Origin of the sequence: Streptomyces sp. NBC_01537 (genome assembly GCF_045040445.1) — a bacterium.
GTDB lineage: Bacteria > Actinomycetota > Actinomycetes > Streptomycetales > Streptomycetaceae > Actinacidiphila.
This window is the reverse complement of the sequence record NZ_CP109392.1, coordinates 9,624,117-9,636,929: the sequence shown is the minus strand read 5'-3', so window position 1 is coordinate 9,636,929 and position 12,813 is coordinate 9,624,117. Positions and strand designations below refer to the sequence as shown.

Sequence of the window (12,813 nt, the reverse complement as noted above, 5' to 3'; positions counted from 1 at the left end):
CACCACTCAGTCCAGACGGGCGAGGGCCAGCTCAACGGCCGAGGCGAGGGCCTCCGGGGCCTCTTCGGGTGCGAAGTGGCCCGCGTCCTTGAGCACGTCGAGCTCGGCGTTCGGGTACCAGCGCAGCCACGTGCCCTCCAGGGCCTCGGTTCCCATCACAGGGTCGTGGGCACCGGCGACGAGGAACACCCGGGCCGGGTTGCCCTGGACTCGGTCATGGAAGTCGGTCCGCGACCAGGAGTCCAGGTAGGCGCGGAAGGCCCGGGCGGAGGACCGTTCAAGCGAGTGGCTGACCATGGTGTCCAGCCAGGCGTCGTCGTGCCGTCCACCGGTGGTGTTGTCGATGATCGCCTTCCTGTTGGCGGGATTCTGCTCGGCCCCCGCGAACAGCTCCCAGGTCTCGCCTTCGAGCGGAAGGCCGGAGGCGGGGATCGGAGAGACGCCGATGACCGAGCGGATGCGCGAGGGGGCGTCCAGCAGCATCAGCTGGGCTGCCATGCCGCCCATGGAGTGGCCGATGACCGAGAACGTCTCCCAGCCCAAGTGGTCGGCCACGGCAAGGGCATCGCCGGCGACCTCTTCCATGGTGAAATCACCGTCGGCGTCGATCGCCTCGCCGTACCCGCGGCAGTCCAGGAAGGCGTAGCTGTACGCATCCCCGTCGAGGTGCGCGCGCATCTGGACGAAGCTCGACCGGTCCGTGAACCAGTGGTGAAGCAGGAGGACTCGTTCCGGACCGGAGCCCTGTACGTCGTGCGGAATGACCTGCGACGTCATGATTCACCTCTGAATCGACTTCAGGCGGACAGGGCGGCACGGTGGCCGGACAGGGCCGCCGCGGTGCCGTCGAGCGGGAAGCGGGCGCCGAGCTGCCCGTCGGGGCGGACGATGAAGCCGGTCGGGCCGTCGGGGCGGTAGAGCCGGGCGAACTCCCCGGCGGCGTCGCGGTATGCGGGGACGGTCAGGGTGCCGGGGGCGGTCGGTGCCGCTTCGCGGGCGAGGACGGTGATGACCTGCGGGCCGGCCCCGGGGGCCGCCGCTTCGGCGGCTTCGGCGGCCTCGGTGGCCTTGGCCAGGTCGGCCATCTCGGCCGCGTACAGCAGGAGCACGTGCCCCATGCGGCCGCGCAGGATGTCGAGCAGGCGCAGCGGGTAGGTGGCGATGGGGGCGGTCAGGCCGGAGCAGTCCGGGGCCCGGTCGCCGGGCTGGGGCGCGTCGGCGGGCCCGTACGGGGGGCCGGCCAGCGGGCCGTCCCGGTAGCCGACGAGCAGTTGGGCTTCGCGAAGCATCACGGTGCGCGGGTCGTCGGGGTCGGTCTCGATGCCTTGGGTGGCGTGCCGGACGGTCCGGCCGACGACCTCCTCGCCGACCGGGCGGCGTTCGGCGTCGTAGCTCGCGAGCAGGGCGGGCCCGGCCTCACCGCGGACGACCAGGGCGATTTTCCAGGCCAGGTTGCAGGCGTCCTGGATGCCGGTGTTCATGCCCTGGGCGCCGGTGGGCGGGTGGATGTGGGCGGCGTCGCCGGCGACGAAGACCCGGCCTTCGGCGTAGCGGTCGACGATCCGGTGGCTGATGCGGAAGACGGAGGACCAGCGCATCGCGGAGACGGTGGCCGGGCTGGGCGCCAGGCGGTCGACGACGGCCTGGACATGGGACAGCTGCGGGACACGTCCACCCTTCGGCCCGTGCGCCACGCCGTCGCCCCGCGCGGGCTGCGGGTCCGCCGGGGCCGCCGGGTCCGCCGGCTGGGCGGAGAGTTCTGGCGGGACCAGCATCGACATGCGGTAGCGGCCTGCGCCGGGCAGCGGGATGCAGACCAGCAGGTCGTCGGTGGCGCCGTCGTCGGTGCAGTGCATGGAGCGTACGGCGTATCCGTGCGGCAGATCCCAGTCGGCCTCGACGTCCGCCAGCATGTACTCCTCGGGGAAGGCATCGCCCTCGAAGTCGAGCCCCAGCCCCTTGCGGACGATGCTGTGGGCGCCGTCGCAGCCGATCAGGTAGCGGGCACGGACTTCCTCGGCGCCGCCGGAGGCGGTGCCCAGCCGGGCGGTGACCCCGTCCGCGTCCTGGGTGAACGACAGCAGCTCGGTGTCACGTTCGACCACGGTGCCCAGGCCCGCGACGTACTCCTCCAGCAGGCGCTCGGTCTCGTACTGCGGCAGCGCGGCGAATCCGTAGGGCACCTCGTCCGGCAGCGCGAGTTCGATCCGGGCCCGCTCCGCGCCATTGACGTAGATCAGCTGGCCGCGCATCGGAACGGCGGCTTCCACGATGGTGCGGGCCAGGCCCATCCGGTCCCAGAGCTCCAGGGTGCGCGGCTGGATGCCGACCGCCTTGGCGTACGGCAGGCGGGCCGGCAGCCGGTCGACGAGGCGGCAGCGCACCCCACGGCGGCGGAGTTCTGCGGCCGCGCTCAGTCCGACCGGGCCGGCGCCCGCGATCAGTACATCGGTCGTTCGGGTGTTCGCCACGGGTGCCTCCCGGTGCTTGGCCTCCGAACCGGTCCCGTGATCCATCGTCGCCCAGCGGGGCGCGGGCGGCGACCCGGGCAAGGGAGTCCGTTCATTCAACCGAGCCGGTCAGCTACCTCGATCGCCGTGCTGCGCGAGGTCATCGCACGTGTGAAGCTAGATCTGGCTTTGAGAAGCTGCTGGATGTCATTGGTCGCGGAGGTCAACCGCCACCACAAGCGACGACTCGCGCTCAGTCATTGGGCGGAAGGCTCCGACGCCCCGGGCTGCCCCCGTACCAACAGGCCCGGTCATCGTGGCGCCCTCCCCGGAGGTGAGTCGAGGCGTGGACATCGAGCTGACGTATGACAAAGGACTCTTGCGCGGAATCGGCGGCGTGGAGATCACCTACGGCCGACGGGAGTGGATGGACAGCACACCCCGCGCCCTGGGTTCCTGGACGCTCGAATACCAGCGATTCAGTTCGACTTTGCGCGCCGTGGGCGGCGTCGAGATCACCTACCGCCGGTGGTCCAGCCTGCCGCTCGCTGTCGGCCAGTGGAGCTGTGAACACAGCAGGTTCGGCGGCCGTCTGCTGCGCATCGGACCGTATGAACTGAGCTACGACCGGCACGGCAGCCGTGTGTGTGCCGTCGGACCGCTGGAGATCCTCTACGACCGACGCGGGAGCCGTCCCATTAGTGTGCGGCCGCATGGCGAGGCGCTGTCGGACGACCTGCTCCTCGCGCTTTTCCTCGTGCTGTTCTGGCAACAGCAGACCTGGGACGCGCAGTGCCAGGCCAGACACTGATCGGCGAAGGAACTGGCACGCCGTGGGCCTCTGCTGGCTGAAGGGTCTACGGTGCTCAAACCTCGGTGGCACGCAATCAGCTCTAATGTCGTGGGTCATGGATAGCACGCAGCAGCAACTCGCCCGGCATTTCGATCACTGCCCGTGGCTGTTCGCCGACGAGGCGTCCGACGATCAGCGGGCGGCGCAGCGCGAGCGGCAACGGGCGCTCGGCGGGGATGCGGAGATCGGGGAGCGGTGCTACGTCGCCGACTCGGCGGCGGTGTTCACGGACCTTCTGCGGCTCGGGGACGACTCGTACATCGCGGCGCATGCCTACGTCACCGGTGATCTGCGGACCGGCAGTGACTGCACGCTGAACCCGTTCACCACGGTGCGCGGCAGCGTCGTCCTCGGGGACGGTGTCAGGATCGGCGCGCACACATCGCTGCTCGGTTTCAACCATTCCATGGCCCCCGATCTGCCGGTCTTCCGGCAGCCGCACACCAGCGCCGGGATCATCGTGGGAGACGATGTGTGGATCGGCTCGCACGTGGTCGTCGTGGACGGTGTGACCATTGGCGACCACTGTGTGATCGGCGCGGGAGCGGTCGTGACCAAGGACCTGCCGGCCTGGTCGGTGGCCGTGGGGAACCCGGCCCGGCCCGTCCGCGACCGGCGGGACACAGCTGCCGGACGGTCCTCGGGGGCTCGTACGGGCCACGGCGGTGACAGTGACGCCTTGGCCCGGTTCGCCGACATCGCCCGTGCGCAGGCCGCTGACATCATCGGCCGGTGCTGGGACGGCGATCGGTACGTCGACCGCCCCGGGGCGACACCGACCGTGCGGGCTCACTGCGACGCCGTCGAGATCGCCGACCTGCTGCTTGGCTCCGCGCCTGAGCAGTTGGCCGCCGACGAGCATGCCAAGCGGCTGGGTTCGGCCCAGGACCCGCGGACCGGACTGGTCCCGGAATTCGGTGAGCCCGCCCCTGAGATGGATGACGACGGTTTCATCGGCGAAGGCTCCGGGCTCTACCACGTACTGTCCGTCGGCTATGCCCTCGACCTGCTGGACAGGTCCTTCCCCCACCAGGTGCGCGGAGTACGGGACATGACCGCCGGGCAGCTCGTCGCACGGCTGGAAGGGCTGCCGTGGCGGGACGGCGCGTGGCAGAGCGGAGCCTGGATCGACGCCTGGGCCACGGCGGCCCACTGGAACCTGGGCCTGGGGCAGGCTTCAGCGGGCTGCGGCACCGGCCCGGGGGCTGAACCCGGCGCGCTGGAGGCGCTGTTCGGCTGGCTGCTGACCCGGGCCGACCCGTGGACCGGGATGTGGGGCAGCCCCTCCCACGACGCCGGGCGGCTCCAAGTGGTCAACGGCTACTACCGGCTGACGCGGGGCTCCTTCGCCCAGTTCGGGCTGCCGGTCCCGCACCCGGAGCGGGTCGTGGACGCGGTCCTGGACCACGCCCGCGATCTCCGCCACTTCGGCGCGGGCCGGGAGAACGCCTGCAATGTGCTGGACGTCGCGCACCCCTTGTGGCTCTGCACCCGGCAGACGGCGCAGCGGACCGGGGACGGCGGCTACCGCTCCGCCGAGGTACGGGCCTGGGCGGAGCGCCGGCTCGCCGCCGTCCTGCCCCGCTGGCAGGACGGCGAAGGCTTCGGCTTCGGTGCCGGCGACGCGGGCCCCGGCCGGGAACCGGGGCTTCAGGGCACCGAGATGTGGCTGGCCGTCATCTGGCTCCTCGCCGACCTCACCGGGCGCTCCGACGCCCTCGGCTACCGGCCGCGCGGCGTCCACCGCCCGGAGCCCGCCCGCACCATGTGACCCGTGTCGCGGCTCATCTCAATTTTAAAACTCTTTAAATCCTGGTAACCTCAACGCGATTTCCGGGCCGGGAGGAAAAGTGGACGAAGCAGGCTCCACCGCCCGCGGCGGACGTTCGGGCGCGTCCCCCCGCCCCCGGCTGGAGGACGTGGCCTCCCGCCTCGGCCTGTCCACCGCAACCGTCTCGCTGGTGCTGCGCGGCGTGCCGGGCCCCAGCGAGCGCACCCGGCAGCGGGTCCTGAAGGCGGCCGACGAGCTCGGATACCGGGTGGACCGCGCCGCCAGCCTGCTTGCCAGCCGACGCAGCAGACTGCTGGGCGTCATGATCGACATCCACAGCCCCTTCCACGCCGAGCTGGTCGAGCACCTGCACACCGCCGCCGGGGAGGTCGGGTACGACCTCGTCCTGAGCACCCAGACCCGCACCCGCGACGAGGCCACGGCCGTCGAGACGCTGCTCGCCTTCCGCAGTGAAGCCCTGATCCTCCTCGGTCCGACCGCCCCCGCCGCCACGCTGGCCGCGCTCGACCGCAAGGCCCCCGTCATCGTCGTCGGCCGACGGATCGCCGACGCCGACCTGGACGTCATGCGCACCGCCGACGACGACGGGGTCGGCCAGATCGTCGACCACCTGGTGGGCCTCGGCCACCGCTCGATCGTCTACGTCGACGGCGGCAAGGGCGTGATCGCCACCGATCGCCGTCGCGGCTACCGCACCGCCATGCGCCGGCACGGCCTGGACGCCCACGTCCGGATCCTGCACGGCGACAACACCGAGGCCGCGGGCGAACGAGCCGCCCGCCGCCTCCTCGGCTCCGGCGACCTGCCCACCGCCGTCGTCGCCTACAACGACCAGTCCGCCATCGGCGTCCTCACCGCCCTTGTCGGCGCCGGCGTCGCCGTCCCCGGCGAGGTGTCCGTGGCCGGCTACGACGACGACGCCCTCTCCCGCCTGAGCTGCTTCAACCTGACCACCGTCAGCCAGCGCGCCGAGGAACAGGCCCGCCACGCGGTGACCGCGGCCGTCGAACGACTCGACGAGTCCCGCACCGAACCCCGCGAAGTGGTCCTGCCCCCGCGGCTGGTGGTGCGCGGCTCCACGGCCAGGGCTCGATGACCTAGGGGTTTCCGCCGGGGTGGCTTCGTCACTTCCAGGCGGCCAGATACTCATTGATCTTGTCGCGCATGAAGACGGAGGACTCCTTCGCCCGTTCTTCCCAGGCGAAGACGCAGGCGGTGAGGGTGCCGTCGAAGGCGTTCGCCTGTAGTTCCCGGAAGAGTTCGCCGAAGTCGACCTCGCCCTGGCCGATGTCGAGGTGCTGGTGGATGCGGGCGGTGGTGCCGGGCGGGTTGAGGATGTAGCGGTTGCCGGAGGAGGCGGTGTGGTCGAAGGCGTCGGCCAGGTGGACGTGGCTGAGCAGGTCTCCGGCGTACTTGACGATGCCCGGGGCGTCGTCGCCGATGTGGAAGGTGTGCGGGGCGCAGTACAGGAAGGTGACGTTGGGGTGGTTGATGCCGCGGATCAGGTTGACCGCGTCGAAGCCGTTCTCGATGAAGTCGTCCGGGTGCGGTTCCAGGGCGAGCTTGATGCCCTCGCGTTCGAAGAGGGGCAGCAGCTCGTCCATCGAACGCCAGAACTGGGCCTCGCTGCGTCCGGCCTCCTCGGGGCGGCCGTTGAACTCGGAGATCATGCTGTCCACGCCGAGGTCGGCGCAGATCTGGATGGAGCGCTTCCAGTAGCGGACGGCGGCCTGCCGGTCGTCCTCGTCCGGCCCCGACCAGCGGAAGAGGGGCAGGAGGGAGGAGATGCCGACGCCGGCCGCGTCCAGGGCCTTGCGGAACCTGCGGACCGTGGCGTCGTCGACCCGTGGGTGGCGGAAGAAGGGGATGAAGTCCTCCCGGGGCGAGAGCTCGATCCACTCGTAGCCCAACTCCGCGACCACGGCTGGTAGTTCGAGCAGCGGAACGTTCCGGATCATGTACGGGTCGAGTGCGATCTTCATGAGTGAGTGCTCCTTGGAGTCAGTAGGCGCGGTCACCGGTATCCGTTGAGGTGGGCGCGGCCGGCCATGCCGACTCCGATCACCGCCGCCCCGATCGGCCTTGCGCTCATTGCGATTCCTCTCCGGCGTACAGGCGCCGTGGACAGCGGGTACGCGGCACCACTTAAAACGCTTTAAACGCTGGTACTATCAGCGCCGTCACGGACATATGTCAAGGGTGTTGCCGCAAATCGACGGGAGTTCATGTGGACGAGACGAACTCCCCCACCCCCGCTCCCACCCCCACCACCGGCGGCAACGGCACGATCCCGCGCCCCCGACTGGAGGACGTCGCCGCGCATGTGGGCCTGTCGTCGGCGTCGGTCTCGCTGGTGCTGCGCGGCGTGCCGGGTCCCAGCGAGCGCACCCGGCAGCGGGTCCTGAAGGCGGCCGACGAGCTCGGCTACCGGGCGGATCGCACCGCGAGCCTGCTCGCCAGCCGACGCAGCAGGCTGCTCGGAGTCATGGTCGACATCCACAGCCCTTTCCACGCCGAGCTCGTCGAGCATCTGCACACCGCCGCCGAGGAGGTCGGCTACGACCTCGTCCTGAGCACCCAGACCCGCACCCGTGACGAGGCCACGGCCGTCGAGACGCTGCTCGCCTTCCGCTGCGAGGCGCTGATCCTGCTCGGCCCGCTGGCCCACGCCTCCGTCCTCGCCGAGCTCGACCGGAACGCGCCCGTCATCGCCGTCGGCCGACGGATCGCCGACGCCGACCTCGATGTCGTGCGCACCGCCGACGACGACGGAGTCGGCCAGACGGTCGAGCACCTGGTGGAACTCGGCCACCGGTCCATCGCCTACGTCGACGGCAGCAGGGGCGACATCGCCACCGACCGGCGCCGCGGCTACCGCAATGCCATGCGTCGCCACGGGCTCGCGGAGCATCTCAGGATCCTCCACGGGGACGGCACCGAGACGGGTGGCGAGCAGGCCGCCCGGCGGTTCCTGGACGGCGGCGGCCTGCCTACCGCCGTCGTGGCGTTCAACGACCAGAGCGCCATCGGTCTCCTCGCCGCCTTCGGGCGTGCCGGGGTCGACGTCCCCGGAGCGGTGTCCGTCGCCGGCTACGACGACCACGCGCTGTCCCGGCTGGCCTGCTTCGACCTGACGACCGTCAGCCAGAACGCCGAGGAGCAGGCCCGGCAGGCCGTGACCGCCGCCGTGGAGCGCCTCGACCACGGTCGCGCCGGGTCACGCGAGATCGTTCTCGCGCCCTCCCTGATCGTGCGGGGAAGCACAGCAGAGGTTCGCTGAAGAGAAAGCTTTCATCCGGGAAGAGGCCCTTGACACGTTCCCGAAACAGAAGGATGCTCTGCGCACCACTTAAAGCGATTTAAGAAGTCACCGAAGTAATAGGCCCGGCGTCACGTCGTCGGCTTGCCAGGCAGTCCGACCGGACGTACGGCAGGTGGTCGCCGACACCGCTCACGCCGATGTGCCGAGCGTGAGAGCACCGGCCACCTGGCCGCCGTACACCTCGTACACCTTCTTCACGGCTCGTCCGTGCCCGGCGCCCCGATCGGGCCCCGCACGTCCAGCACCAGCACCGCAACTCCAGGCGCTCCTCCCCTCGCTCCCCACCCGCGCCTGGCGTCACACAAAGGAGAAACCCAGCACATGGAACGCACTCAGACCCGGTCGCCGCTCGGCCGTCGTCCTGCCCGAAGAGCCCTGACTGTGGTGAGCCTGCTGGCCGCGGCCGCCACCGCGCTGGCCGGGTGCAGCAGCGGCAGTCCCACGGGCGACACGTCACAGGCAACGGCGAGCACGAGCGGATCGACCTCCGCCGCGAGCAGCAACGGCAAGAACTCCATCTACGTCATCGGCGGCAAGCCCGACGACCCGTTCTGGTCCGCGGTCAAGCGGGGTGGCGAGGAGGCGGCGAAGCTGGTGAAGGGCGCCGGCGGCTCGGTGACCTTCCTGGGCCCGAAGACCTACGACAACCTCGGCCCGGACGCCGCGAAGCTGACGCTCACGGCGCTGTCGCAGAACCCGTCGGCGATCGTCGTCCCGGACTGGGTCCCCGAGAACCAGGACGACGCGATCAAGCAGGCCGTAAAGAAGGGCGTCCCGGTCTTCATCTACAACGCGGGCGGGGTCGAAGCGGCCACGAAGACCGGCAGCATGAAGTACATCGGGTCGGACGACTACGAGGCGGGCAAGGCCGGCGGCGTCAAGTTCGCCGAAGAGGGCGCGAAGAACATCCTGTGTGTCAACACCGTGCCCGGCGCGGCCAACTCGGAGGCCCGTTGCGACGGCATCGCCGACGGCGCCAAGACCAAGGGCGCCAAGTCCAAGCAACTGCCCCTGCCCTCCTCCAACTTCGGCAACCCGTCCGCCGTCACGCAGGCGATCAAGGGTGCGCTGCTGAAGGACGACACCATCGACGCCCTGGTGACCATCGGCGTCCAGGACGCGGACAGCGCCGCCGCCGCGATCGACCAGGCCAACGTCGGTGACAAGGTCAAGCTGGGCACCTTCGACCTCTCGGACAGCCAGCTCAGCCGGATCAAGGCGGGCAAACAGCTGTTCGCCATCGACCAGCAGCCCTACCTGCAGGGCTTCTACGCGGTGTCGATAGCCAACCAGTACCTGTCCTACGGCGTGCTCCCGCCGCAGAACCCGCTCCTGACCGGCCCGCTCCTGGTCACCGCCGACAACGTCGCCGCGGCGATCGCGGGCACGAAGGCCGGCGTCCGCTGATCCGCGCGGGGGTGCCGAGCCCGGCCCGGCCCGGCACCCCCGCCTGGCGCACCCCGCGCCAGCACATCCCAGATTCACAAAGGTGGTACCAGACCGATGACAACCTCACTCCCGAAGACGACGGCCGGCGCGGAGGCGCCCGTCAGCCCACCGAAGCAGTCCGAGAGCCGCCTGGGTCAGCTGTGGCACCGTCCCGAGGCCGGCGCGCTCATCGGAACGCTGAGCGTCTTCGTCTTCTTCGCGATCTTCGGCGGTGAGAAGTTCCTCGCCGCGGCAGGGGCTTCGAGCTGGCTGAACATCGGTGCCGAGCTCGGCATCATCGCCATCCCCGTCGGGCTGCTGATGATCGCCGGCGAACTCGACGTGTCCGTCGGCTCGGTGCTGGCGGCAAGCTCGATGACACTGGCCATCGTGTCCGGGCACTGGGGCGCCCCGATGATCGTCGGCATCGTGCTCGCACTCGCGCTCGGGCTCCTGACCGGTCTTCTCAACGGGATCATCGTCACCAGGAGCAACGTCCCCTCCCTGGTCGTCACCCTCGCCACCCTGTTCGGTCTGTCCGGTCTCACCCTCGGCCTGTCGCGCGTCACGACCGGCACCACCAGCGTCGCCCTCAAGCCGGACCCTCTGTCGAAGTCGGTCTTCGGCCAGCTGATCGCCGGGCAGTTCGAAGTCGCGATCTTCTGGTGGATCGGGGTGGCGGTCGTGGTCACGGTGCTGCTGCAGATGATGAAGTACGGCAACTGGATCTTCGCCATCGGCGGCGACACGGAGAGCGCCCGCGCCAACGGCATCCCGGTCGCCAAGGTGAAGATCTCGCTGTACATGGCCAGCGGGTTCTGCGCCGCCCTGGTCGGCGTGATCCAGACCGTCCTCTACAACGGTGCACAGGTCGCCAACGGCCAGTCCTTCGTCTTCAACTCCATCATCGCCGTGGTCATCGGCGGGGTGCTGCTCACCGGCGGCTACGGCTCCGTCGTCGGCATCGTGCTGGGAACCCTGACCTTCGCCATCGTCAACCAGGGCATCTACTTCACCGGCTGGAACTCCGACTGGGCCGCCCTGATCCTCGGCGTCCTCATCCTCGCGGCGGTCCTGATGAACAACACCTTCCGCCGCCTCGCCCTGTCCTACAAGCCTCGTACCGCGAAGAAGGCCTGACCATGACCGCACCCCTTCTGCGCCTGACCGGCGTCAGCAAGTCCTTCGTCGGCACCCACGCGCTGCAGGACATCTCCCTTGAGGTGGACGCCGGGAAGGTGCTGTGCCTGCTCGGCGACAACGGCGCCGGCAAGTCGACCCTCATCAAGATCCTCTCCGGGTTCCACAAGCCGACCAACGGCACCATCGAGGTCAACGGCGAACCCGTCGTCTTCGACAGCCCCCGTGACGCCAGCGCCCGCGGCGTCGCCACCGTCCACCAGTTCGGCGGCACCTTCCCGCTGATGGGCGTCGGCCGCTGCTTCTTCGTCGGCGCCGAACCCACAAAGGGCTGGGGCCCGTTCAAGCTGTTCGACAAGAAGCTGGCGGGCGACATCGCCGTACGCGAGATGCAGTCCCTCGGCATCACCCGCGTCACCGACGGCGGCCGTCTCGTGGGCAGCCTGTCCGGCGGCGAGCGCCAGGCCCTGGCCATCGCGCGCGCCGTGTACTTCGGCGCCAACGTCCTCATCCTCGACGAGCCCACCGCGGCCCTCGGCGTCAAGGAGGCCGCCCACGTCCTGCGGATCATCATGCAGGCCCGGGCCAAGGGCGTCGCCGTCATTCTGGTCACCCACAACGTCCGGCACGCCATGATGGTCGGCGACCACTTCGCCGTCCTCATCCGCGGCCAGAAGGCCGACGACTTCCGCAAGGGCGAGCGCACCCGCGAGGAGATCACCGACCTCATGGCCGGCGGCGAAGCCATGGCCGACCTCGAGGCCGAGCTCGCACAGTTGCAGGCCGAGGCCTGATCCCGCGTCGATCGTCCTGTGCCGTCCTCTTGCTGGCAGGACTTAAAGCGCTCTAAATTCATTGAAAGGATAACCATCGATGTCGTTCGAAGTGCTGACCATGGGTCGCGTCGGAGTGGATGTGTATCCGCTCCAGACGGGGGTGGGACTGGCCGAGGTCACCTCGTTCGGCAAGTACCTGGGCGGCAGCCCGACCAACGTGGCCGTGGCCGCCGCCCGGTACGGGCGCTCCGCGGCTGTCGTGACCAAGACGGGCCGGGACCCGTTCGGGGACTTCGTGCGGGCGGCGCTGGACGGCTACGGCGTCGACACCCGGTTCGTCGGTACGTCGGGCATCGCGCCGACTCCGGTGACCTTCTGCGAGATCTTCCCGCCGGACGACTTCCCGCTGTACTTCTACCGGCTTCCGAAGGCCCCTGACCTGGACATACGTCCTGAGGAGCTTGACCTGGGCGCGGTGCGCGACGCCCGGATCTTCTGGATCACGGGCACCGGGCTGAGCGAGGAGCCGAGCCGTTCGGCCACCCTGGCCGCCCTCGCGCACCGGGCGAAGGCCGGTACGACGGTCTTCGACCTCGACTGGCGGCCGATGTTCTGGACGGCCCCGGAGGAGGCGCGGGCGTACTACGCCGAGGCTTTGCGCCACACCACCGTGGCCGTCGGCAACCTCGACGAGTGCGAGGTCGCCACCGGCGAGCGCGAGCCGTACGCCGCCGCGAAGGCGCTGCTGGCCGCCGGGGTGGAGCTGGCGGTGGTCAAACAGGGACCCAGGGGTGTCCTGGCGATGGACCGGGACGGCACAGCCGTCGAGGTACCGCCTGTCCCGGTGGACGTCGTCAACGGCCTGGGCGCCGGTGACGCCTTCGGGGGCGCCCTCTGCCACGGCCTGCTCTCCGGCTGGGTCACCCATCGCGCGGTGGCCTTCGCCAACGCCGCCGGCGCCATCGTCGCGGGCCGTCTGGCCTGCTCCGACGCCATGCCCACCGAGGCCGAGGTCGCGGCGAAGCTGCGCACCTCCGAAAGAGAGATCTGAC

General features: G+C 70.1%; 11 protein-coding genes. 8 read left to right on the top strand and 3 right to left on the bottom strand.

From position 1 onward, the window contains the following. Positions 1-6 precede the first annotated feature (6 nt). Positions 7-777 carry an alpha/beta fold hydrolase gene (locus OG607_RS44095; protein WP_405736050.1) on the bottom strand — a complete coding sequence of 257 codons (771 nt, stop codon included), beginning with the start codon at positions 775-777 and terminating at the stop codon, positions 7-9. 20 nt (positions 778-797) lie between these two features. After that, positions 798-2,471 carry an FAD-dependent monooxygenase gene (locus OG607_RS44090; RefSeq protein ID WP_405736048.1) on the bottom strand — a complete coding sequence of 558 codons (1,674 nt, stop codon included), beginning with the start codon at positions 2,469-2,471 and terminating at the stop codon, positions 798-800. 325 nt (positions 2,472-2,796) lie between these two features. Between OG607_RS44090 and OG607_RS44085 the strand changes: the two genes are divergently transcribed. The 3 genes from OG607_RS44085 (at position 2,797) to OG607_RS44075 (ending at position 6,191) form a co-directional block, all read left to right on the top strand. Further along, on the top strand, positions 2,797-3,261 hold the full coding sequence (locus tag OG607_RS44085; protein ID WP_405736045.1) for a hypothetical protein: 465 nt from the start codon (positions 2,797-2,799) through the stop codon (positions 3,259-3,261). Positions 3,262-3,358: 97 nt separating this feature from the next. Further along, positions 3,359-5,074 (top strand): acyltransferase, encoded by a 1,716-nt coding sequence (locus tag OG607_RS44080; protein WP_405736042.1) that lies wholly within the window; start codon positions 3,359-3,361, stop codon positions 5,072-5,074. Between the two features lie 79 nt (positions 5,075-5,153). Next, positions 5,154-6,191, top strand: a complete 1,038-nt coding sequence (locus OG607_RS44075; protein ID WP_405736039.1) for a LacI family DNA-binding transcriptional regulator — start codon at positions 5,154-5,156, stop codon at positions 6,189-6,191. Positions 6,192-6,219: 28 nt separating this feature from the next. Here OG607_RS44075 and OG607_RS44070 read toward each other — a convergent pair whose 3' ends face one another. Next, positions 6,220-7,077 (bottom strand): sugar phosphate isomerase/epimerase family protein, encoded by an 858-nt coding sequence (locus OG607_RS44070; protein ID WP_405736036.1) that lies wholly within the window; start codon positions 7,075-7,077, stop codon positions 6,220-6,222. Positions 7,078-7,382: 305 nt separating this feature from the next. On the opposite strand from OG607_RS44070, the gene OG607_RS44065 reads away from it, so the two are divergent. The 5 genes from OG607_RS44065 to iolC all read left to right on the top strand — a co-directional run bounded on the left by OG607_RS44065 (position 7,383) and on the right by iolC (position 12,812). Then, on the top strand, positions 7,383-8,375 hold the full coding sequence (locus OG607_RS44065) for a LacI family DNA-binding transcriptional regulator (protein ID WP_405737462.1): 993 nt from the start codon (positions 7,383-7,385) through the stop codon (positions 8,373-8,375). Between the two features lie 363 nt (positions 8,376-8,738). Beyond that, the gene (locus OG607_RS44060) at positions 8,739-9,824 is read left to right on the top strand and encodes a sugar ABC transporter substrate-binding protein (protein WP_405736033.1); all 1,086 of its coding nucleotides are present in this window, start codon (positions 8,739-8,741) and stop codon (positions 9,822-9,824) included. Positions 9,825-9,920: 96 nt separating this feature from the next. Beyond that, positions 9,921-10,985 (top strand): ABC transporter permease, encoded by a 1,065-nt coding sequence (locus OG607_RS44055; RefSeq protein WP_405736030.1) that lies wholly within the window; start codon positions 9,921-9,923, stop codon positions 10,983-10,985. A 2-nt stretch (positions 10,986-10,987) separates the two neighbouring features. After that, positions 10,988-11,779: an ATP-binding cassette domain-containing protein gene (locus tag OG607_RS44050; RefSeq protein ID WP_405736027.1), complete on the top strand. Its 792-nt coding sequence runs from the start codon at positions 10,988-10,990 to the stop codon at positions 11,777-11,779. A 79-nt stretch (positions 11,780-11,858) separates the two neighbouring features. Beyond that, positions 11,859-12,812, top strand: coding sequence for a 5-dehydro-2-deoxygluconokinase (gene iolC / locus OG607_RS44045; RefSeq protein ID WP_405736024.1), 954 nt, complete (start codon positions 11,859-11,861; stop codon positions 12,810-12,812). Position 12,813: the final 1 nt, after the last annotated feature.